Raw genomic sequence first — 19,763 nt, 5'->3', positions numbered from 1 at the left:
GCGTTAACGTTTTGGCGTTCGTCGTGTAGTTGCTGGTTGGGGTGCAGATTTTTTATCCATCATTTTTTTAATGATCGGGTACACGATCGGTCCATATTTAATTGCGGTTTTAATGAGTTTATTTAATTTCATGATATACACTCCTTAACGAATACATTTCGTATAAAAAATATACCCAAAGAAGGAGCTATCATAAACATTAACGTAAAACTTTAATCGCTTGGACTAGATTCCAAATCGCCAGAATAAACGTAATAAGGACTAAAAGAATAAATCCGATAAAATGTGAACTAATAAAGAAATCCTGCACGCTCACTGTCAAAGTGTTATTCCAGGAAAGAACGGAAGTGAAAAAGTAAATCATGTACAAAATCCCTAACAGTATTGGAATAAGTTGAGAAATAAAAGCTTTTTTAGAATGGCCTTTAACGGCTTCATCTTTCGTAACGATAAATATAATTACCGGTAAAATAAACGGTGCAAAATAAAAGCTCAAATAGCTTAGTGCACTTAAACCTTTCGATTGATCCATCATTTATCACTCCTTCGTATCTATTATATGTAATTCTAGTACGTTTCAAAATAATAGCTGTTGAAAGTTGTAGAAATATTCGTTACAATGAGCATGTTCAAACAATAAAAATTTAGATGTACCACAAGGGGTGCCGAGAAAGTCGGCTGAGATTGTGCACGGGATTGCACTGACTCTTTGAACCTGTAAGTTAGCACTTGCGTAGGGATGTGGATAGAATCCGACTGTTCAAACGATAGTCAGGCTTTTGTCCTGATTATCGTTTTTTGCTTTTTCTAAATATCTAGAAGAAGTAAAAGTTCCATTCTATCCCTCTTCACTTTTGTTACATCGGAGAAAAGAAAGGGGAATTGTTATGGACAGAAAAAAATTATTGATGATGGTGGAGATAGCGATATTTGCTGCCATCGGACTTGTATTGGACCAAGTATCTTTTAAAATGTGGGCACAGGGCGGGTCAATCAGCTTTGTTATGGTACCGATTATGTTAATGGCCATTCGTTGGGGACTAACAGCAGGACTTGCAACTGGCTTGCTGATCGGCGTTATGCAAATGATGTTCGGCGCTTACATAGTACACTGGCTTCAGGCGATTTTAGATTACGGTCTTGCATTTACAGTAGTAGGGTTAGCGGCAATTGTAAGAAAGCCATTATTACAGGCAACACAATCACTCAATAAACTAAAAATGGCAATTTATATCGTAATAGGAGCTCTAATAGGCGGAGCTTTAAGATTTGTTTCGCACTTGCTCGCAGGTGTCGTGTTCTTTAAAGAGTACGCAGGCGATGATAATGTGTGGATCTACTCAATAATTTATAACAGTACTTATATGGTACCTGCAACAATAATTACAGCGGTTATTGCAGTTATATTATTCACATCTGCACCCCGTTTACTCCAAAAAGCACAAACACCATAATGAATTGAAAACTCAAAGCTTGCAGTAAGGGATTATTTTCCCGTTGCAAGCTTTTTCTAATTTCTATTGTACAATGTCGTATTAATTTGATCATAAATCCAAATAATTTTAAAATCCTTGAACAATTACAACCGATATTAAGTATGCTATAGTTAAGGGTAGACATTGTTTAAGAGGAAGGAAGTTACACATGATTGTTACTACACAAGAAGAAATAGAAGCGTTTAAAAAAATTGGACGCATTTGTGCTGAAATTCGCGAGGCAATGAAAGCTGCGACAGTACCTGGCGTGACAACGAAAGAATTAGATGAAATTGCAGGCCGTATGTTTGCGGAAGCAGGCGCGGTTTCTGGTCCTAAAGGCGAATACGATTTTCCGGGATATACATGCATTTCAGTAAATCACGAAGTTGCACATGGCATTCCAGGGAACAAGGTTATTCAGGACGGCGATATCGTAAACATTGATGTTTCGGGCTCTTTAAACGGATACTTTGCAGATACAGGTATTTCTTTTGTTGTTGGTGAAGGTTATGAAGATAAAGAAAAACTTTGCTCTGTAGCAAAATCAGCATTTGACCGTGCGATGACAAAGGTTAAAGCAGGTTCGAAATTAAATCAGATCGGTAAAGCAGTAGAGCGTGAAGCACGTGATCACGGGTTGACGGTAATTATGAACTTAACAGGACACGGCTTAGGTAAATCATTACACGAAGAACCAAACCATGTATTGAACTATTACGATGCTTGGGATACGACAATCATGAAAGAAGGCATGGTGTTGGCGGTAGAGCCGTTCATTTCGGCGAAGGCTGAGCATATCGTAGAATCAGGTGACGGCTGGACATTTATTACACCGGATAAATCATTAGTTGCCCAGATCGAACACTCGATTATTGTAACAAAAGATAAACCAATTATTTTAACAACATTGGAAGACTAAATTATAACCGTGGGTGCATATATAAGTGCGCCCGCGTTTTTTTGTTCTATTAAAACAGGATGCCAACATAAAATAATCAAATGATTCAAATAAATAACCGCAACAATTACCAATTCCATACACTTTCGAGTAAAATATACATAATAAATGGAATAGGGGAGGCAGCACTATTTGAAAAAGCTACAAGATGTGGATTTATCGCAAAAACTGGAGAAGGAAATCTATAAGAAGCAATTGAAAGCTTTGCAATATGAAATGCTAAATGCCCAGCAATTTTTATTTAATAATAAAATTGGCCTTATTATTGCATTTGAAGGAATGGATGCAGCAGGAAAAGGGGGAGCGATTAAGCGTTTAACAGAGCGTATCGATCCGCGTGGGTTAATGGTATGGCCAATTTCTGCCCCACAGCCCCATGAGATGCGCTATCATTATATGCAACGCTTTTGGAGAAAGTTGCCGCAGCATGGCCAGATTGCGATTTTTGATCGCTCTTGGTATGGTCGGGTGCTGGTGGAGCGTATAGAGGGTTTTGCTGAAGAAGCAGAATGGAAGCGTGCTTATGAAGAAATAAATAGTTTTGAGAAGCAATTGACAGATGAAGATTATATAATGATAAAGTTTTGGATTCATATCGATTCGGATGAACAGCTTAAACGTTTTAATGAAAGAGCAGCTGATCCATATAAATCATGGAAATTGACGGCTGAAGATTGGCGGAACCGTGATAAATTTAATTTATATTGTGAGGCAGCCGATGAAATGTTTGAAAAAACTGATTCGGAAAACGCTCCTTGGCACTTAATTCCGGGGAACGACAAAAACTATGCACGTGTTCAAGTACTTAAAGAAGTAGTTACCCATATAGAAAAAGAAGTTACAAAGCGCGGATTAAAGCTCACGAACATTTTCGAAAGCGGTAATAAAACAACTGCACATAAAGAAAAATCGGAATTTATAGATATAATACCAAAGCCTGTAAAATCAAAAAAGAAAAAGTTGAAAAAACGGTAGCAAGCTTTGAAATGAAATGTAGGTGGTTCAATGAAAAGCTTATTCAAGCTATTTCACAAGAAGGAGGGTCCAATGGTTCAACTTATTGGGCAACAATGTTCGCTTCGTACGTTTACCCCGTCGGATGCGAAAGGATTGGCAAAATTATTAAATGACAATAAAATGTATTGGTCCGAATTTGAGCCATTACATCACGATGAATTTTATACAGAACAAGTACAGTACAATAAAATTTTAGAAAGCATACATTTGCTGCAGTCGAACAGGGAGTTTTCATTCGGCATTTTTTATAATGCAACAGGTCAGTTAATCGGGCATATTTCTCTCTATTCAATTAAACGTTTACCTTATTCAAGCGGTTTTATCGGCTATTCGATGGATGAGAAGTTTACAGGTAGAGGAATTGTCACTGAAGCAGTACGTCTAATAATGGAATTCGCTTTTATTACTTTAAATATTCACCGGATTGAGGCATATGTCGCCCCGCAAAATTCTGCTTCTATTCGTGTATTGGAAAAGTCGGGCTTTACAAGAGAAGGATTATTACGAGAGCTATTGTATATAAACGGAAAATGGGTGGATCATTATATGTACGCCATTTTACAGCGGGAATATAAAGGGGCCACATTATAAAAAATAGCGGCAGTGCTCATTATATTGAGTGCTGTCGCTAATTACTTATTATCTATTTTTGTTCAACTGTGCCGTCTGTTACTAAATCAAGTTTTCCTGTTGCAGGATCGATGATAAGACCATGTACTGGAACGCCTTTTGGCATTAATGGATGTGTTCTGACTAAGTCCACACTTTTTAATACACTTGTTTTAACATCCCCAAAACCGCGTAACCATTCTTTTAAATCAAAACGGGCATAATTGATGACATCAATCGTTTCCTGTTTAACCCCGCGTTCAAGCATATGGCCGATCATTACGTTCGGATCAACTGCACTCATTCCACAGTCATAGTGGCCGATAATATATACTTCATCTGCCTGTAATTCATAAACGGCTACAAGTAAACTGCGCATAATCCCGCCGAATGGGTGATTTACGATTGCCCCTGCACTTTTTACAACTTTGACATCCCCATTGCGCAAGTTCATAGCTTTAGGTAGTAATTCTACTAAACGTGTATCCATACAAGATAAAACTACAATTTTCTTATCTGGAAACTTCGTTGTGGCATATTGTTCATATTGTTTTTCTTCTACGAATTTTTCATTAAATTCTAAAATCGTTTGCAATGCAGACATTGTTCTTCAAACCCCTTTCGATTCTTGTTTTATTTTAAAATATTTTTTAGATAATTCAAACAAATGCGCACTAATAAAGTTAAAAATAAAATAAATAAAGAAGAAGTGATGTATTAATATCAAAAAAACAACCACTCAATAGAGTGGTTGTAAAAAAATTTAATGATGATGGTGACCATCCAATGATTTTTCGTTTGGCGCAAATGTGTTTGCCTTTGAATCTACTATAACAGAGTCGTGTGATTGTAAACCAATACGTAAGTACATAATAAACATAAATAAGAATACAAGAAGTATAACCGTAAACCCTAACACTAACGTATAGTAGTCAGATAAGAACGGATAATGGTGATCAAACATTATAAAAACTCCTCTCTATTTAGTAATAACAATCATTAACCAATTATACCCTATTAAATTGGAACATTGTAGGGTAATTTAGTTAGTTAATGTAGAAAAAACTGTAAATATGGCGACATCTTGAAATTTTATTTATCGGTAAAGCCGGAAGTGAAACAGCGGTTAAAATGCCCAGTTCCCATTACGGAAAACTGGCTCGCTTTGCCCATCAGCTGTAACACCATCAATATTCATCTGTTCAGAGCCAATCATGAAGTCGACATGTGTAATGCTCTCATTTAAACCGTGAGCTTTTAATTCATCAGACGACATTGACTTGCCGCCTTCGATACAAAATGCGTAGGCGCTGCCAATTGCCAAGTGATTTGATGCATTTTCATCGAATAGTGTATTGTAAAACAAAATATTCGACTGTGAAATTGGAGAATGGAATGGAACAAGCGCCACTTCTCCTAAATAATGTGATCCCTCGTCTGTAGCAACAAGATTTTTTAATACTTCTTCACCTTGTGCTGCCTCTACTTGAACGATACGACCGTTTTCAAATGTAAGTTTAAAGTTATCGATAATATTACCACCATAGCTTAATGGCTTTGTACTAGATACATACCCGTTTACACCATCTTTATGTGGTACTGTGAAAACTTCTTCTGTCGGCATATTTGCCATGAACTCTTCGCCTTTTTCGTTAATACTGCCTGCCCCGCACCATAAATGTCCTTTAGGAAGCTCGATCGTCAAGTCCGTCCCTGGAGCTGTATAGTGTAATTTTGCATAGTTTTTATTGTTTAAGTAATCAACTTTTTCATGCAAGTTGTCATTATGCTGTGCCCATGCTTCTACCGGGTTATCCAGATCCGCACGTGTTGCTTTAAAGATGGCATCCCATAATGCCTCTACTTGCTTTTCTTCCGGCAATTCAGGAAATACTTTACGAGCCCATTGTTTAGATGGAGCTGCAATGACCGTCCAGCTAATTTTATCTGACTGAACATATTGACGATATTTGTTCAATGCAGTGCCTGAAGCCTTTTGGAATGATGCAATACGTTTTGAATCAATGCCTGACAGTAAATCGGGGCTTTGGGATACGATGCTCATAAATGCCGCACCTTCTTCAGCAAGCCATTCACGTTCCTGTACTTTCCAAGGCGGGAAGAAATCGAAAGAATCCGCCGGTGCCAACTCATATCGAGTACGTGTAATTTGATCATCTGTATAATCTACAAATACTTGTTTGGCTCCAATTTCATAAGCGATTTTTGTCACTACTTGTACAAATGGTGCCGATTCGATAGAGGCTGCAATATACAAATATTGATTTGGCTGAATATTGACACCGATTTTTACTGCTAGTTCTGCGTATTTCGTTAGCTTTGCTTCGAACGTTGAATTCATTGATTCATTCCTCCAATAATTATCTTAAAAATTAGTTAATTCTTAACCTATTATTACTCATATTCCAGCTCAGAAAAGAATAATAATGTGTCAAAAATAAAAAAATCTTCTTATAACTAGTGTAAAGGAAGTTAATAAAAATTTAAATATACCGAAATAAGAAAAGACATCGTAATTTGGAGGTACTACATATGGATATTTCATCAGTTGTTGGGGTTATCATCGCCTTTATCGCCCTGTTATTCGGGATGTTTTTAAAGGGCGTTACACCGGAAGTGTTAATAAACCCTGCTGCTATTTTAATTATTATTTTTGGTACGATTGCTGCAGTTACAATCGCTTTCCCAATGAAGGAATTAAAAAGAATTCCAAAGCTTTTTAAAATTTTATTTTCAGAAACAAAACTCGCGAGTGATATCGACTTGATCAAAATGTTTTCACAATGGGCAGATTTAGCTCGTCGTGAAGGGCTATTGGCATTAGAAAGCAAAGCAGCTGAAATTGAAGATCCATTTTTAAAAAATGGACTGACATTAGCGATTGATGGACAAAACGCAGACTATATTCGCGATGTTTTAACAGAGGAAGTTGAAGCGCTGGAAGACCGCCATGCAAGTGGAGCAGGCATTTTTTCACAAGCAGGTACTTATGCACCGACACTTGGGGTATTAGGTGCTGTAGTAGGCCTTATTGCTGCATTAAAAGATATGTCTGATATTGATAAATTAGGACACGCCATTTCAGCGGCCTTTGTTGCGACATTATTAGGTATCTTTACTGGGTACGTATTATGGCATCCTTTTGCAAACAAGTTAAAACGTAAATCCGCTGTAGAAGTTAAGCAAAAGCTAATGATGATTGAAGGGATTTTATCCGTACTTGAAGGTGAAGCACCTCGTGTAATCGAGCAAAAGCTGGCTTCATATTTAACAATGGAAGAACGTAAGCAAATTACCGAAAGCGGGGCGGGTGGCCTTGGCAAAGAAGCGTAAAAGACATAAAAAGCATGAGGAACATATTGACGAGTCCTGGTTAGTACCTTATGCAGATATATTAACGTTATTACTAGCATTATTTATTGTACTTTTTGCATCAAGCTCAGTGGATGAGAAAAAATTGGAGCAAATGTCTGCAGTATTTAATAATATTTTTACCGGTGGCACAGGTGTAATGGACAACTCATCTATCATACAAACACCGGATAACTCTACACCAACAGGTATCTCTAAATATATGGAAGATCAGCAACGCCTACATGAAACGCAAAACCGTGTGGACGAGTTTATTGCGATTAATGAGCTGGAAGACCAGTTTGAAACGAAAATGACAGAAGAGGGATTATTAATTACCATCCGGGACAGTATTTTATTCGATATGGGACGAGCAGATGTGAAAGCGGAATATGCAACAATTGCTGACGAGCTTGCTCAATTATTAATGTTTGATCCACCGCGTAATATTGTAATTACTGGTCATACAGATAATGTACCGATTAAGACACCGGAATTTGATTCCAACTGGGATCTGTCTGTAATGCGTGCAGTAAACTTCATGAAAGAAATCGTTTCGGGAAATGAACAACTTGATTCCAAATACTTCAGTGTAAAAGGTTTCGGAGAATTCCAGCCGATAGCTACGAATGATACTAAAGAAGGCAGAGCCAAAAACCGCCGTGTTGAGGTGCTCGTACAGCCACGTATAGCAGAAAATGGCGATGTAATAGTAGAATAGCAAGAAAGCTGTTTGGAAGGGAAACTTTCCAAACAGCTTTTTTATTATGTCACAGCTCATAAAAGAAGAAAGTACTTCCATACTACGCAAGACGAAAAATTTAATATTAATTTGACATTACGTAAACAAAAGTTTATAATTATAAACAAATGTTTGATTAGAGGTGATAAAGTTGAATGAAAAGGAAAAATTGATTTTCCAATTAATAAAGAAGAATCCCTACTTATCACAACAGGAAATGGCAGAACAACTGGGAATGTCCAGGCCAGCGCTTGCTAATATAATCTCATCGCTTATAAAACGAGGGGAAATTTTAGGACGTGCCTATGTTTTGCCAGAGAAAAATCAAATCATTGCAATTGGTGGTGCCAATATCGATCGTAAATTCACTATTGAGCAAAATGTCCAATTAGGGACTTCCAATCCTGCTTCTGTTACAGAATCGGTAGGCGGTGTTGCCCGCAATATAGCTGAAAACTTAGGGCGGTTAGGTAACCGTGTTTCCTTAATTACTGTAATGGGTGAAGATCATGATAGTGCATTTATTGAACAAAATTGTAAGAGTATGATGAATGTGGATTTAGTAGAGAAATTAAACGATTATAATACAGGTTCTTATACAGCAGTACTTGATAATATGGGTGAACTGGTAATATCGATGGCAAATATGGCGATTTATGATCAGTTGTTGCCGAGTATTTTAAAAAAGCACGAAGCGATACTACAAAATGCCAGCTGTATTGTCATTGACTTAAACAGCCCGTTAGAAACAGTAGAATATATTAGGAATTTCGCAATAGAGCGTAATATCGCATTGGCGGTTATCCCTGTTTCTTCACCTAAGATGAAAAATATGTCGCAGGATCTGCACGGTATCCGTTACTTTATTTGCAATCGAGATGAAGCGGAAAGCTATTTAAATGTGAAGCTGGAAACATATAGCCAATATGAAAAGGCTGTTAACATGTTGTTGCAAAAAGGAGCGGAGCATGTTGTGCTCACTCTTGGCGAACATGGAGTAATGGTGGGGAACGAAGGTAATATAGTACACTACAAAGCCATTGCAACTAGAAATATAGTAGATGTTACAGGTGCCGGAGATGCTTTTGTTAGTGCATTTTTACATGGTGTATTAAACGATGAAGAGCTTGAAGAAGCAATCCAGCTCGGGTTGGTAAATGCATCGAAAACATTGCAATCGGATAAAACAGTACGTGAAGATTTAACAAAAGATAATTTAATTGAATGGAGGAATTTATAATGAAACAATATTTATCATATTCACAAGAGGTATTAGAAGCTAAAGAGAAAGGCTTACCAATCGTAGCGTTGGAATCAACGATTATTTCACACGGTATGCCATATCCTCAAAATGTACAAACAGCTCGTGAAGTAGAACAAATTATTCGTGATGGCGGTGCAGTACCGGCAACAATCGCATTAATCGATGGGAAAATTAAAATCGGCCTATCTGATGAAGAATTAGAAATGTTCGGTAATGCTCAAGGTGTAGCAAAAACAAGCCGTCGTGATATTGGCTATTTACTTGCAACAAAGAAAATCGGTGCAACTACTGTAGCGGCAACAATGATCTGTGCTGAGCTAGCTGGTATTGAACTATTCGTAACAGGCGGTATTGGTGGGGTTCACCGTGGCGCTGAAACTACAATGGATATTTCTGCAGACTTGGAAGAACTGGCAATGACAAATGTGGCTGTAGTATGTGCAGGTGCCAAATCAATTTTAGACATCGGCTTAACATTGGAATACCTTGAAACTAAAGGTGTACCGGTAATTGGTTACGGAACAGATAAATTGCCTGCATTCTATGCACGTGAAAGTGAATTCGATGTAAATATTCGCGTTGATTCTGCAGAAGAAACTGCTGCAATTCTACGTGCTAAGTGGGATTTAGGTTTACGTGGCGGTGCATTGATCGCAAACCCGATCCCAGTAGAAGATGCTATGGAATCAAGTGTTATTGACGGAATTATTGACAATGCATTAAATGAAGCGAAAGAACAAGGCATCGCAGGCAAAAATGTAACGCCATTCTTATTAGGTAAAGTGAAAGAGCTGACAGAAGGTAAATCACTGGATGCCAATATTGCCCTTGTTAAACATAATGCCCGTGTAGGTGCAAAAATTGCTGTCGAATTAAATAAATAATTAATATTTCCTGGGGAATAGGGAATAAAAAAAGAAGCTTGTCGAATTAATCGATGAGCTTCTTTTTCACACTATGCTATTGATGTTATTTACGAAGGGCGCCTAGTTCAGCTACGATGGCATTCATTTCACTTGGGCTAAATGAATCGCGTTTCATAACCATTTCGTATAAATATTGTAGATCTTCGTATTTTTCTTCATCAAATGCAGAAGACTGCATAGCATCAACATTTACCATACGAAGTTTTTCTTTAATTTGCTCGATCATATAGATGACATTCTGTTGCGATGGGTTGGATAAGTCCATAATTTTTTGCCCCTACCTTTCAATGTTTACAAAAATATCATTTCATGCAACCATCAACTTGTCAACAGGATAAAGTTGACTGAGTACTTTTAATAATATTGGATATTCGTTAAAATACATATAGATAAGTTTTATGAAAAAGTATTAGGGGAATACGAAAGCATATAGTAGGAGGAGAAAACTAATGAAAAGTAAACTATTACCTTTTATAGCAATTGGAGCAGTAACAGGTGCAGCAATTAGTATGTTGGATAAACAAACACGTGAGCATACTGTAGAAACAGCAAAGAAAGCAAAAGATACAGTAGCATACTATGCTGAAAATCGTGATGAATTAGTGGCGTTAGTAGAAACTAAGATGGAACAAGCACAATCTTTGTATGGGACAGTAAATAATGGTGTCCAATCAATTATGCAAAATGAAAATGATATTAAAGAGTTACCTGCTACAATTCAAAGTATGGTTTCAGAAACGATTCAGGCTTTCTCAAAAAAGGATGAACAAATCGGGTAATCGGATGTCCATGATATCCACTGAATCAACATAATGTGAACAGGTGGTGGCAGCATGGAAGAAAAGGGAGAACTAAAAGAAAAGATTTCGCTAGTTAAATCATATGTTTCACCGGATCGTAGCCAAATAGATATACTGACGACAAAAGGGTTTATCCAAGATTTAATTTATCGAACTAAAAATGTGGACATGTCAGGCATGGGGGCACAGTTGGCCTATTTTTTCCTGTTATCATTTTTCCCTATGCTTATTTTTATGGTAACGCTTTTACCTTACTTAAATTTGGAACAAGGGCAAATATTCGATTTTTTAAGTGATGTTATGCCTGAAGAAGTATATGGACTGATCGAAACGACATTAACAGATGTTCTGAACAATCAAAACGGCGGTTTACTTTCAATCGGTATTATTGGTACACTATGGTCTGCCTCTAGAGGTGTAGATGCACTGATGAAATCATTAAACCGTGCCTATGATGTAGAAGGAAGAGCAGGATTTTTAAACCGTTTATGGTCACTTGTTTTTACAATTGCATTAGTAGCAGTTATTTTAATAGCACTTGTATTCCCGGTTTTTGGTCAGCAGATCGGCAATATCGTATTCGGCTATTTAGGTGTAGAGGAGTCATTCGCAAACGTTTGGACCTTTGTGCGCTGGATTACGCCGCCAACACTTATTTTCATCGTAATATCAGTCATGTATTGGATTGTCCCGAATACAGATCCTCGGTTAACGATGTTCAGTGTGATTCCGGGTGCTGTTTTTGCAACTTTGGGCTGGCTTGTATTAACGTACGGATTCTCATTCTATATTAATAATTTCGGCAATTACAGTTCAACATATGGCAGTATCGGCGGGGTCATTATTTTAATGCTTTGGCTATATTTCACAGGAATGATCATCATATTAGGTGGCTTGCTTAATGCGTCATTCCAAAAAAGGCAACTTGCTAAAGAAAGTAAAAAGCAAGCCAAATCACCTGTTTTTTAGGTGGAAATTAGATAATCCAGAAATGCTATTTTTCTCAAAGAGAAAAATAGCATTTATTTGCTGAGCGTTAAAAATTGATTTCCATTCCGGGACGCTTTCCGCGGGCGTGGCCTGAGCCTGTAGTCTCAGGCGTCACGCTATTCCCGCAGGAGTCGCCCTCCATTCCAATCAATTTTACAAAATATCCGTTCTTAATAATGTTTTTCTTCTTATCCATCGGTACTTCTACCTCTATCCCTACCTCATTTTTTTATAGGTTCAGTCCTTCACGATGCCATAGTGCGATTTGCAGTTTTAATGCATCATGAAACTCCGCAGGATTTAAAAAGGTTTGCTCTTTAATTTGAGAAAGCCGGTAAGCTAACGTATGTCGGTGTATTTGCAATTCGTCGGCAGTCGCTGAAGCTGACTTATTATTATTAAAAAAGCATTGCAATGTAGCAACTAATTTATCATCCAGTTGATTCAATGTTTTTATACTGTAGTGATGGGCTACCTCTGGATTAAATAAGGTGAATACTTCAACTTCCTGATGGTAGATTACTTTCGAGATGGTATGGTGATGCTTTAATGCTAACTGCGCTGTTTTATAGGAATGCGGTAACCGTTCAAGATTTTCAACATGTTCACCGACAGCAATTTTAATACTGAATTTGCTTTTTATATAAGTATTAAATGCTTCCACTATTTTTGTTAAAGTTGTTTGATTCAATTCTGTAGTTAAAATAAAGTATTCATCTAGCTGAAAGTGTCCAAAGATAACGGGTTTGTTATAAAAGAAATCATCGATATATTGTATAAGTGTCCGATGGGAACCAGTCTTTTGTTCGGCCTTTAATAATATGATGCAATAGGGGGCAATAAAGGGTATGGCCAGTTTATTTATCCGTTCTTTTACAAACCGATTTATAGAAGTGCCACTAATTAGTTCCTCAAAAATATGTACACTCATTTTCCGCTGCCATTCGCTTTTAGATTCAATAAGAGCCTGATGGACTAATACCTCTGCTGTTAACTGAACTAATGAAGAAATATTTAGCAGTTCCTCATCGACCACACCGGTAATTCCAATAATACAAACGATTTCCTCCTGAAAAAAGATCGGCAAATTTATCCCGTGCTTAGTTTGCGGGAAATCATGAATATTGTCGTCTGATATTATGAGCGTTTTCTTCGATTCTGCTACAAACTTCGCGCCTTCATGAAACTTTTCCACCCGCTCCTTATCACCGGAAGCTAATATAATGCCGTCAATGCTCATTACATTTACATTACGCTTTAACCGCAGCATTGTTTGTTCTACAATTTCATTTGCCAGTCTTATTGTTAACAATTTATACACCTCGTATAAAAATAAAGTAGTAATTAATAAAAAATTATACAACAAGTATAAAGTAAATTCAGAATATTACTACTATAATTTTTGTAAGCGCTTTATTCATGTGAGGGAGGAATCAAATGAAGATTATTATAAGTCCGGATTCCTTTAAAGGGACGTTGTCTTCCGGAGAGGTTACATCAGTGATAAAGGAAGCAATTAAAAAGGTGGACAATAAGATTGAAACAATTTGTTTACCGATTGCAGATGGCGGCGAAGGAACCCTTGACGCATTAGTCAAAGCTACAAAAGGAAAGTATTTGACAGCGTCGGTTCAAAATCCTTTAGGGAAGCGGATTGAAGCAAAATATGGAGTACTGGGTGATGGGAAAACTTGTGTGATAGAAATGGCTCAGGCGTCAGGGTTAACACTTATAAATGAAGAAGAAAAAAACCCACGCTTTGCAACAACATACGGAACAGGTCAATTAATCCAACATGCAATGGATACAGGTTATCGTCACTTTATTATCGGTATAGGAGGAAGCGCTACAAATGATGGTGGCCAGGGAATGCTAAGGGCACTTGGAATGAAATTCATAGACAAAGATGGTAATGAAATTTTAAACGACGTATATCAATTTAATGCACTTAAAAAAATCGATTTGTCTAATTTTGATTCACGAATTTCTGAAAGTACATTTATGATTGCCTGTGATGTAGATAACCCGTTAATAGGTTCGAATGGAGCTACAGCTGTATTTGGGCCGCAAAAAGGGGTAGAGCCGCATGATATTAATATATTTGATCAAAATTTAAATCATTATATTACTATTATCGAATCACAGCAAAACGTAAAAGTCCGTCATCGTGCAGGAGCTGGCGCGGCTGGTGGAATTGGCTCGGCGTTTATGGCCTTTTTTCCGCACCAATTTAAGCCTGGTGTAGATATTGTGCTGGAAGCAGTGCAATTTACAAATCACCTGGAAAAAGCGGATTTTGTCATTACAGGTGAAGGGAAATCGGATGAGCAAACACTTTCCGGAAAAGCGCCAATAGGGGTTGCTAAGCTGGCAAAAGAAAAAGGTGTGCCAACAATTTTAATTTCGGGAATGATTGAAAATTCCAGTATTCTAAAAACCTATTTTCATCAAGTTGAAAGTATTGTCGGTAATGATATTTCGGCGGAGCAATCATTAAATAATCCAAGTTATTATTTGGAACAAAAGGTTACGGATTTAATAAAAAGATTAATATAAGGAGTGGGGAGAAATGTTGTTTCTAATTATTCTGATTGGTGTGTTGTTCATTGTCTTTGCAACGGCAAAACTTAAGCTGCATCCTTTTCTTGCATTATTAATTAGTTCATTCTTTGTTGGGATTGCAGCGGGTATGCCTTTGTTAACAGTTGTAGAAAGTATTAACACAGGGTTTGGAGGGCTGATGACGAGCATTGGTATCGTCATCGTAGCAGGTACGATTATTGGAATTATATTAGAAAAATCCGGCGCTGCATATCGTATGGCTGAAGTCGTATTGCGGGTAATTGGACCAAAACGACCGCAATTAGCAATGTCGATCATTGGCTACATTGTATCCATTCCGGTATTTTGCGATTCAGGCTATATCATTTTAACGAGTTTAAAGAAAGCGCTGGCTAAACGTGCAGGCGTAACAATTGCTTCAATGGCAGTTGCTTTAGCTACGGGTTTATATGCAACTCACGTACTCGTACCGCCTACACCAGGACCGATTGCGGCTGCTGGAAATATTGGTGCAGCAGATTATTTAGGCACAATCATTTTAATAGGATTAATCGTTGCTATTCCAGCAACAATCGTAGGCTATATTTGGGCGACGAAAGTAGCATCGAAAATTCGGGTTGAGGCAGATGATGAGCCGGCATTGGATTACGATGAAATTATTAAGTCGTTTGGTAAAATGCCTTCTACATTCAAGTCATTCTTACCGATTGTATTGCCGATTGTATTGATCGGGGCAGGTTCTGTCGCTGCATTAGTAGGTGACCCGGAATCGGGAGTTAATACATTCTTCAGATTCCTCGGTTCACCGACAGTCGCACTAATACTAGGGGTATTTGCTGCATTTTTACTATTGCCTGAACTGAGTGAAGAAACATTATCAAACTGGATCGGTGAAGCTTTAAAAGAAGCAGCGCCAATTTTATTAATCACAGGTGCTGGTGGCGCATTTGGTACGGTTATTAAAAATACAGGTGTCGGTGATAAACTTCAGGAAATGGATTTAGGTGCATTAGCAACAGGCGCATTATTTTTATTAATTCCGTTTTTAATTGCCGCTGCTCTAAAAACAGCGCAAGGTTCATCAACTGCAGCATTAGTTATTACATCTTCTTTAATCGCACCGATGCTACCGACTTTAGGAATCGAAGGGGCAGTGCCGTTAGCATTAGTCGTTATGGCAATTGGTGCGGGATCTATGACAGTTAGTCATGTAAACGATAGTTTCTTCTGGGTAATTACTCAATACAGCGGAATGAAAGTTACGGATGCATATAAAGCGCAAACGATGGCAACATTGCTGATGGGTTTAACGACAATTATCTTCACAATGGCATTATGGTTTGTACTAGTTTAATAGAGAAAGCAAAAGGTGCATCCTGTTGTTGGGATGCACCTTTATTATTGGACTAAACATTTTTACTCAGCATACGTAATCCATTTAAAATAACTAAAATTGTACTGCCTTCATGACCAATAACGCCTAGAGGAAGGCTGATTGCTTGGAAGAAGTTCGAAATGATCAGCAGAGCAATAACCGTTAATGAAAAAATAATGTTCTGTTTCACGATACGCTGCATTTTTCGCGAAAGCTTAACGGCATGGGCAATTTTAGATAAGTCGTTTTTCATTAATATTACATCCGCTGTCTCTAGTGCGACATCTGTACCACCACCCATTGCAATACCGACGGAGGCAGTAGCAAGGGCAGGGGCATCATTGATACCGTCACCAACCATGCCGACATGGCCGGATGTTTTTTCGTATTGCTTAATATGCTCGACCTTCGTTTCCGGCAAGCACTCCGCCACATAAGTCGAAACACCAGCTTCTTTTGCAATTGCTTTTGCGGTTGTTTCATTGTCACCAGTCAGCATGGCTACATTAATACCTAGCTCTTGCAGTGCAGCTACCGCCTTTTTTGCCTCTTCCCGAACGACATCTTTAAGGGCGATAAGTGCTGCAATGCCTTGGTGATCTTTAAGAAATACAACTGTTTTACCTTCATTCGCTAATTGTTCGAGCGCGCCATCAGCAAATTGTTTTGCCAATTTTGCTCCAACAAAGTCAGGTTTTCCGATTATATAGGATTGTTCATTAAACTGCGCTTTCATTCCGTAACCAGGAATATCTTCTATGGTAATATTTTGCTCGTTGATGACACCCTGCTCTTTTGCGAATGCGTTAATCGCCTGTGCAAGGGGATGGTTTGACTGTCCTTCAATCCCTGCTATTAAAGCTAACGTCTGCTGTTTGTCTAAATCATCACGAACAATAAAATCTGTCACAACAGGTGTTCCTTGTGTTAATGTACCAGTCTTATCTACTGCCAATACGCGGATCGAGCTTAAATTTTCTAAATGCACACCGCCTTTAACAAGTATCCCGTTTCTCGCGCCATTGGAAATCGCTGAAAGGGTAGCCGGCATAATAGAAGCAACTAATGCACAAGGAGAAGCAACAACAAGTAATACCATTGCGCGGTAAAGAGTTGTCGTCCAATCCCAGTCTAATAAATAGTGCGGTAAAAACATCATGAGTGCTACGGCCAATAATACTGCTTTTACATACACACTTTCAAAGCGTTCAATAAACTGTTGGGAAGGTGATTTTTCGCTTTGTGCAGATTGAACAAGTGTAATGATTTTTTGGAACAATGTTTCGGAACTAGGCTTTGTTACTTTTATAGTTAACACACTGTTTAAATTTACTGTACCGGCAAAAACTTCATTACCTGCTTTTTTCGTAATAGGCATTGATTCACCGGTAATCGCTGCCTCATCAACTGTTGAAATACCTTTATAAATTTCGCCATCTGCCGGTATACGTTCACCTGGTTTTACTAATATATGATCGTTTACCTTCAAATCTTTTACGGAAACTTTAATCGGTTCAAATCCGCCTCGTACAAGCCATGCTTCCTCTGGCTGCAGGTCCATTAATGAAGAGATTTCACGATTGTTTTTATTCATTGCATATGTTTCAAGTGCGCCGCTTAAGGCAAATATAAAGATTAATATAGCACCTTCCATCCAGTAACCGATAATGGCAGAACCAATGGCAGCAATAATCATTAAAATTTCTACATTTAAAGACTTGCTTTCTATTGTATCTTCAATACCTTCTTTTGCTTTTGCATATCCACCGATAAAGAATGCTGTTAAATATGCGATTACAGCGGCTGTCGTTTGCTCTGTTGACTCCATTCGCCACGCGAGCAAAATGATAAAGCCGGATACTAAAGCTGCAATTAATTCTTTGTGTTCTAAAATTTTCTCATTTAATGATAAGTTTTCTCGATTAGAATTAATCATAAATACCTCCTTGATAATGATTATTACTATTGATAAGGACTGATAATGAATTTCAATTAGATTAGAATTATTTCTTATTTATAATAATTATAATATAGGTCATTTATTTTGTAAATAACATACAATAGAGAATTAAAAAAAATAATGCCTACTTGACTTATAAGGATTATAGAGTAATATAATGAAGTACATTTATAAAATTGGAGGAGTTTACTTTGAATTTCTACGTATTGCTTAATATTGCTTTGCTGCTTATTGTCATTGCTTTTTTATATTTCCTTAAAACGAAGCATGTTAAGTTTTCAAATCGTGTTTTTATCGCCTTAGGTTTAGGTATTATACTTGGGGTAGGATTACAATTTGCATATGGGGTAGGGTCGGATGCCATTAATGAAACTGTGCCATGGTACAACATCGTCGGAACGGGCTATGTAAAGTTACTGCAGATGATTGCAATGCCTTTAGTATTCATTTCGATATTAGCTGCATTTACAAAAGTGACATTTGGTAAAAACTTAGGTAAGTCAGCAGCGGTTATTTTATCAGTTTTAATCAGTACAACTGCTGTTGCAGCTGGTTTAGGTATTGCATCAACAGTGTTATTTGACTTAGATGCATCTCAAATTATGCAAGGTGAGGCTGAAATTGCACGCGGTGAATCATTGGTTGAACGTTCGGCAGAAGTGACACCTTTACCTGAACAGATTTTATCAATGTTTCCTGCAAATCCATTTGCGGATTTAACAGGATCTCGTGCAACATCAACAATTGGGGTTGTAATTTTCGCGGCATTTTTAGGATTTAGTTATTTAACACTCCGTCGAAAAGAAGAAGAAACGGCGGCAAATGTTAAAAAAGGTGTCGATGCACTTTACGGTTTAATCATGGGTGTTGTACGTATTATTTTACGTTTAACTCCATATGGTGTAGCTGCCATTATGGCACGTACCGTTGCAACGAGTGATTTAGGGGCGATTATGGATTTAGGTAAATTCATCTTAGCTTCTTATGTTGCATTGATCGCTATGTTCATTCTGCATTTAATCATTGTGGCATTAACAGGTTTAAGTCCATTAACTTATTTGAAAAAAACAGCTGAAGTACTGCTGTTTGCATTTACTTCACGTTCAAGTGCAGGAGCATTACCGTTAAATATTCAAACGCAGACAAAGCGTCTTGGTGTTCCGGATGGCATTGCCAACTTTGCTGCTTCATTTGGTCTTTCAATCGGGCAAAATGGTTGTGCGGGTGTTTATCCGGCAATGTTGGCCGTAATGATTGCACCGACAGTAGGTATTGATCCGTTAACACCTGGCTTTATCGCAACATTAATTTTAATTGTGGCGATCAGTTCATTTGGTGTGGCAGGTGTAGGTGGTGGTGCGACATTCGCAGCCATTATCGTCTTATCTGCAATGGATTTACCGATTGCGTTAGCAGGTGTTTTAATTTCGGTAGAACCTTTAATCGACATGGGTCGTACAGCGCTTAATGTAAGCGGGTCAATGGTTTCAGGTGTCGTATCAAGCCGTGCAACAAAAGAGCTCGATACAACAGTCTACAATGAACCAGCCGATACACAATTAGTTCAATAACATGAAAAAGTAAAGCAGCACAGACAAATTCTGTGCTGCTTTTTTTAACCAAACAATCGATCTCGCATAAAAAAGCATGCGCTGAAAAATAGCCAAAGCATTAATGAAAGATATAGATATATATATTCAAAGGTTACGT

The 19,763-nt window shown here is 37.7% G+C and carries 22 protein-coding genes and 1 riboswitch; of the genes, 13 read left to right on the top strand and 9 right to left on the bottom strand.

All coding sequences use genetic code 11. The features are described 5' to 3' along the window. Positions 1 to 3: 3 nt before the first annotated feature. A complete protein-coding gene (locus MHH44_RS18500) occupies positions 4 to 132 on the bottom strand; it encodes a hypothetical protein (RefSeq protein ID WP_008405671.1) in 129 nt (42 codons plus the stop codon). A 67-nt stretch (positions 133 to 199) separates the two neighbouring features. Then, positions 200 to 532, bottom strand: coding sequence for a DUF4870 domain-containing protein (locus MHH44_RS18495; RefSeq protein ID WP_039966819.1), 333 nt, complete (start codon positions 530 to 532; stop codon positions 200 to 202). A 116-nt stretch (positions 533 to 648) separates the two neighbouring features. Beyond that, positions 649 to 757, top strand: a riboswitch (TPP riboswitch). Between the two features lie 130 nt (positions 758 to 887). Here MHH44_RS18495 and thiT point away from each other — a divergent pair. The 4 genes from thiT (at position 888) to MHH44_RS18475 (ending at position 4,044) form a co-directional block, all read left to right on the top strand. Then, complete coding sequence (thiT, locus tag MHH44_RS18490) at positions 888 to 1,454, top strand: energy-coupled thiamine transporter ThiT (protein ID WP_008405675.1); 567 nt, start codon at positions 888 to 890, stop codon at positions 1,452 to 1,454. 190 nt (positions 1,455 to 1,644) lie between these two features. Further along, the gene (gene map, locus MHH44_RS18485) at positions 1,645 to 2,397 is read left to right on the top strand and encodes a type I methionyl aminopeptidase (protein ID WP_008405676.1); all 753 of its coding nucleotides are present in this window, start codon (positions 1,645 to 1,647) and stop codon (positions 2,395 to 2,397) included. 171 nt (positions 2,398 to 2,568) lie between these two features. After that, positions 2,569 to 3,411, top strand: a complete 843-nt coding sequence (locus MHH44_RS18480; protein ID WP_340799290.1) for a polyphosphate kinase 2 family protein — start codon at positions 2,569 to 2,571, stop codon at positions 3,409 to 3,411. A gap of 72 nt (positions 3,412 to 3,483) precedes the next feature. Further along, positions 3,484 to 4,044, top strand: a complete 561-nt coding sequence (locus MHH44_RS18475; protein ID WP_008405680.1) for a GNAT family N-acetyltransferase — start codon at positions 3,484 to 3,486, stop codon at positions 4,042 to 4,044. 52 nt (positions 4,045 to 4,096) lie between these two features. Here the strand turns inward: MHH44_RS18475 and MHH44_RS18470 are convergent, their stop codons facing one another. The 3 genes from MHH44_RS18470 to MHH44_RS18460 all read right to left on the bottom strand — a co-directional run bounded on the left by MHH44_RS18470 (position 4,097) and on the right by MHH44_RS18460 (position 6,424). After that, positions 4,097 to 4,666, bottom strand: a complete 570-nt coding sequence (locus MHH44_RS18470; RefSeq protein WP_008405682.1) for a beta-class carbonic anhydrase — start codon at positions 4,664 to 4,666, stop codon at positions 4,097 to 4,099. Positions 4,667 to 4,825: 159 nt separating this feature from the next. Continuing rightward, complete coding sequence (locus MHH44_RS18465) at positions 4,826 to 5,026, bottom strand: hypothetical protein (RefSeq protein WP_008405685.1); 201 nt, start codon at positions 5,024 to 5,026, stop codon at positions 4,826 to 4,828. A gap of 162 nt (positions 5,027 to 5,188) precedes the next feature. Continuing rightward, the gene (locus MHH44_RS18460) at positions 5,189 to 6,424 is read right to left on the bottom strand and encodes an aminopeptidase (RefSeq protein WP_339263234.1); all 1,236 of its coding nucleotides are present in this window, start codon (positions 6,422 to 6,424) and stop codon (positions 5,189 to 5,191) included. A 191-nt stretch (positions 6,425 to 6,615) separates the two neighbouring features. Between MHH44_RS18460 and motA the strand changes: the two genes are divergently transcribed. The 4 genes from motA to MHH44_RS18440 all read left to right on the top strand — a co-directional run bounded on the left by motA (position 6,616) and on the right by MHH44_RS18440 (position 10,324). After that, positions 6,616 to 7,416: a flagellar motor stator protein MotA gene (gene motA / locus MHH44_RS18455; RefSeq protein WP_008405688.1), complete on the top strand. Its 801-nt coding sequence runs from the start codon at positions 6,616 to 6,618 to the stop codon at positions 7,414 to 7,416. Continuing rightward, positions 7,400 to 8,155 carry a flagellar motor protein MotB gene (gene motB, locus MHH44_RS18450; protein WP_065217582.1) on the top strand — a complete coding sequence of 252 codons (756 nt, stop codon included), beginning with the start codon at positions 7,400 to 7,402 and terminating at the stop codon, positions 8,153 to 8,155. The genes motA and motB overlap by 17 nt, the downstream gene beginning before the upstream one ends. Positions 8,156 to 8,327: 172 nt before the next feature. Next, entirely contained in the window at positions 8,328 to 9,416 is a 1,089-nt protein-coding gene (locus MHH44_RS18445; RefSeq protein WP_014822695.1) for a carbohydrate kinase, read from the top strand. Next, on the top strand, positions 9,416 to 10,324 hold the full coding sequence (locus MHH44_RS18440; RefSeq protein WP_008405693.1) for a pseudouridine-5'-phosphate glycosidase: 909 nt from the start codon (positions 9,416 to 9,418) through the stop codon (positions 10,322 to 10,324). Before MHH44_RS18445 ends, MHH44_RS18440 begins: the two co-directional genes overlap by 1 nt. Before the next feature lie 85 nt (positions 10,325 to 10,409). Here MHH44_RS18440 and MHH44_RS18435 read toward each other — a convergent pair whose 3' ends face one another. Then, positions 10,410 to 10,631 (bottom strand): DUF1128 domain-containing protein, encoded by a 222-nt coding sequence (locus tag MHH44_RS18435; protein WP_008405695.1) that lies wholly within the window; start codon positions 10,629 to 10,631, stop codon positions 10,410 to 10,412. A 184-nt stretch (positions 10,632 to 10,815) separates the two neighbouring features. Here MHH44_RS18435 and MHH44_RS18430 point away from each other — a divergent pair, with 184 nt between their 5' ends. Continuing rightward, positions 10,816 to 11,145, top strand: a complete 330-nt coding sequence (locus MHH44_RS18430) for a hypothetical protein (protein ID WP_008405697.1) — start codon at positions 10,816 to 10,818, stop codon at positions 11,143 to 11,145. Positions 11,146 to 11,199: 54 nt separating this feature from the next. Further along, complete coding sequence (locus tag MHH44_RS18425; RefSeq protein WP_008405699.1) at positions 11,200 to 12,135, top strand: YihY/virulence factor BrkB family protein; 936 nt, start codon at positions 11,200 to 11,202, stop codon at positions 12,133 to 12,135. Positions 12,136 to 12,202: 67 nt separating this feature from the next. Here MHH44_RS18425 and MHH44_RS18420 read toward each other — a convergent pair whose 3' ends face one another. Beyond that, positions 12,203 to 12,352 (bottom strand): hypothetical protein, encoded by a 150-nt coding sequence (locus MHH44_RS18420; RefSeq protein WP_008405700.1) that lies wholly within the window; start codon positions 12,350 to 12,352, stop codon positions 12,203 to 12,205. Positions 12,353 to 12,385: 33 nt separating this feature from the next. Further along, positions 12,386 to 13,468, bottom strand: coding sequence for a CdaR family transcriptional regulator (locus MHH44_RS18415; protein WP_340799289.1), 1,083 nt, complete (start codon positions 13,466 to 13,468; stop codon positions 12,386 to 12,388). A 125-nt stretch (positions 13,469 to 13,593) separates the two neighbouring features. On the opposite strand from MHH44_RS18415, the gene MHH44_RS18410 reads away from it, so the two are divergent. Together MHH44_RS18410 and MHH44_RS18405 are read left to right on the top strand one after the other, a co-directional pair. After that, positions 13,594 to 14,712, top strand: a complete 1,119-nt coding sequence (locus MHH44_RS18410) for a glycerate kinase (RefSeq protein ID WP_008405703.1) — start codon at positions 13,594 to 13,596, stop codon at positions 14,710 to 14,712. 13 nt (positions 14,713 to 14,725) lie between these two features. After that, positions 14,726 to 16,072: a GntP family permease gene (locus MHH44_RS18405; RefSeq protein WP_340799288.1), complete on the top strand. Its 1,347-nt coding sequence runs from the start codon at positions 14,726 to 14,728 to the stop codon at positions 16,070 to 16,072. 52 nt (positions 16,073 to 16,124) lie between these two features. On the opposite strand, the gene MHH44_RS18400 is transcribed toward MHH44_RS18405, so the two are convergent. Continuing rightward, a complete protein-coding gene (locus tag MHH44_RS18400; RefSeq protein ID WP_008405706.1) occupies positions 16,125 to 18,029 on the bottom strand; it encodes a heavy metal translocating P-type ATPase in 1,905 nt (634 codons plus the stop codon). Between the two features lie 215 nt (positions 18,030 to 18,244). Here MHH44_RS18400 and MHH44_RS18395 point away from each other — a divergent pair, with 215 nt between their 5' ends. Continuing rightward, complete coding sequence (locus MHH44_RS18395; RefSeq protein ID WP_008405708.1) at positions 18,245 to 19,624, top strand: L-cystine transporter; 1,380 nt, start codon at positions 18,245 to 18,247, stop codon at positions 19,622 to 19,624. The last annotated feature ends 139 nt before the right edge of the window (positions 19,625 to 19,763 follow it).

It is taken from the genome of Solibacillus sp. FSL K6-1126, from assembly GCF_038003445.1.
Classification (GTDB): domain Bacteria; phylum Bacillota; class Bacilli; order Bacillales_A; family Planococcaceae; genus Solibacillus; species Solibacillus silvestris.
The sequence above is the reverse complement of the archived record's forward strand: the minus strand, read 5'-3'. Positions and strand labels throughout refer to the sequence as shown.

Coding starts and splice junctions, on each gene's coding strand:
- MHH44_RS18425 (WP_008405699.1), top strand. CDS start 11,200: ATGGAAGAAAAGGGAGAACTAAAAGAAAAGATTTCGCTAGTTAAATCA.
- MHH44_RS18430 (WP_008405697.1), top strand. CDS start 10,816: ATGAAAAGTAAACTATTACCTTTTATAGCAATTGGAGCAGTAACAGGT.
- MHH44_RS18465 (WP_008405685.1), bottom strand. CDS start 5,026: ATGTTTGATCACCATTATCCGTTCTTATCTGACTACTATACGTTAGTG.
- MHH44_RS18410 (WP_008405703.1), top strand. CDS start 13,594: ATGAAGATTATTATAAGTCCGGATTCCTTTAAAGGGACGTTGTCTTCC.
- thiT (WP_008405675.1), top strand. CDS start 888: ATGGACAGAAAAAAATTATTGATGATGGTGGAGATAGCGATATTTGCT.
- MHH44_RS18420 (WP_008405700.1), bottom strand. CDS start 12,352: ATGGATAAGAAGAAAAACATTATTAAGAACGGATATTTTGTAAAATTG.
- MHH44_RS18495 (WP_039966819.1), bottom strand. CDS start 532: ATGGATCAATCGAAAGGTTTAAGTGCACTAAGCTATTTGAGCTTTTAT.
- MHH44_RS18435 (WP_008405695.1), bottom strand. CDS start 10,631: ATGGACTTATCCAACCCATCGCAACAGAATGTCATCTATATGATCGAG.
- MHH44_RS18400 (WP_008405706.1), bottom strand. CDS start 18,029: ATGATTAATTCTAATCGAGAAAACTTATCATTAAATGAGAAAATTTTA.
- MHH44_RS18470 (WP_008405682.1), bottom strand. CDS start 4,666: ATGTCTGCATTGCAAACGATTTTAGAATTTAATGAAAAATTCGTAGAA.
- MHH44_RS18460 (WP_339263234.1), bottom strand. CDS start 6,424: ATGAATTCAACGTTCGAAGCAAAGCTAACGAAATACGCAGAACTAGCA.
- MHH44_RS18405 (WP_340799288.1), top strand. CDS start 14,726: ATGTTGTTTCTAATTATTCTGATTGGTGTGTTGTTCATTGTCTTTGCA.
- MHH44_RS18500 (WP_008405671.1), bottom strand. CDS start 132: ATGAAATTAAATAAACTCATTAAAACCGCAATTAAATATGGACCGATC.
- MHH44_RS18440 (WP_008405693.1), top strand. CDS start 9,416: ATGAAACAATATTTATCATATTCACAAGAGGTATTAGAAGCTAAAGAG.
- motA (WP_008405688.1), top strand. CDS start 6,616: ATGGATATTTCATCAGTTGTTGGGGTTATCATCGCCTTTATCGCCCTG.
- MHH44_RS18475 (WP_008405680.1), top strand. CDS start 3,484: ATGGTTCAACTTATTGGGCAACAATGTTCGCTTCGTACGTTTACCCCG.
- map (WP_008405676.1), top strand. CDS start 1,645: ATGATTGTTACTACACAAGAAGAAATAGAAGCGTTTAAAAAAATTGGA.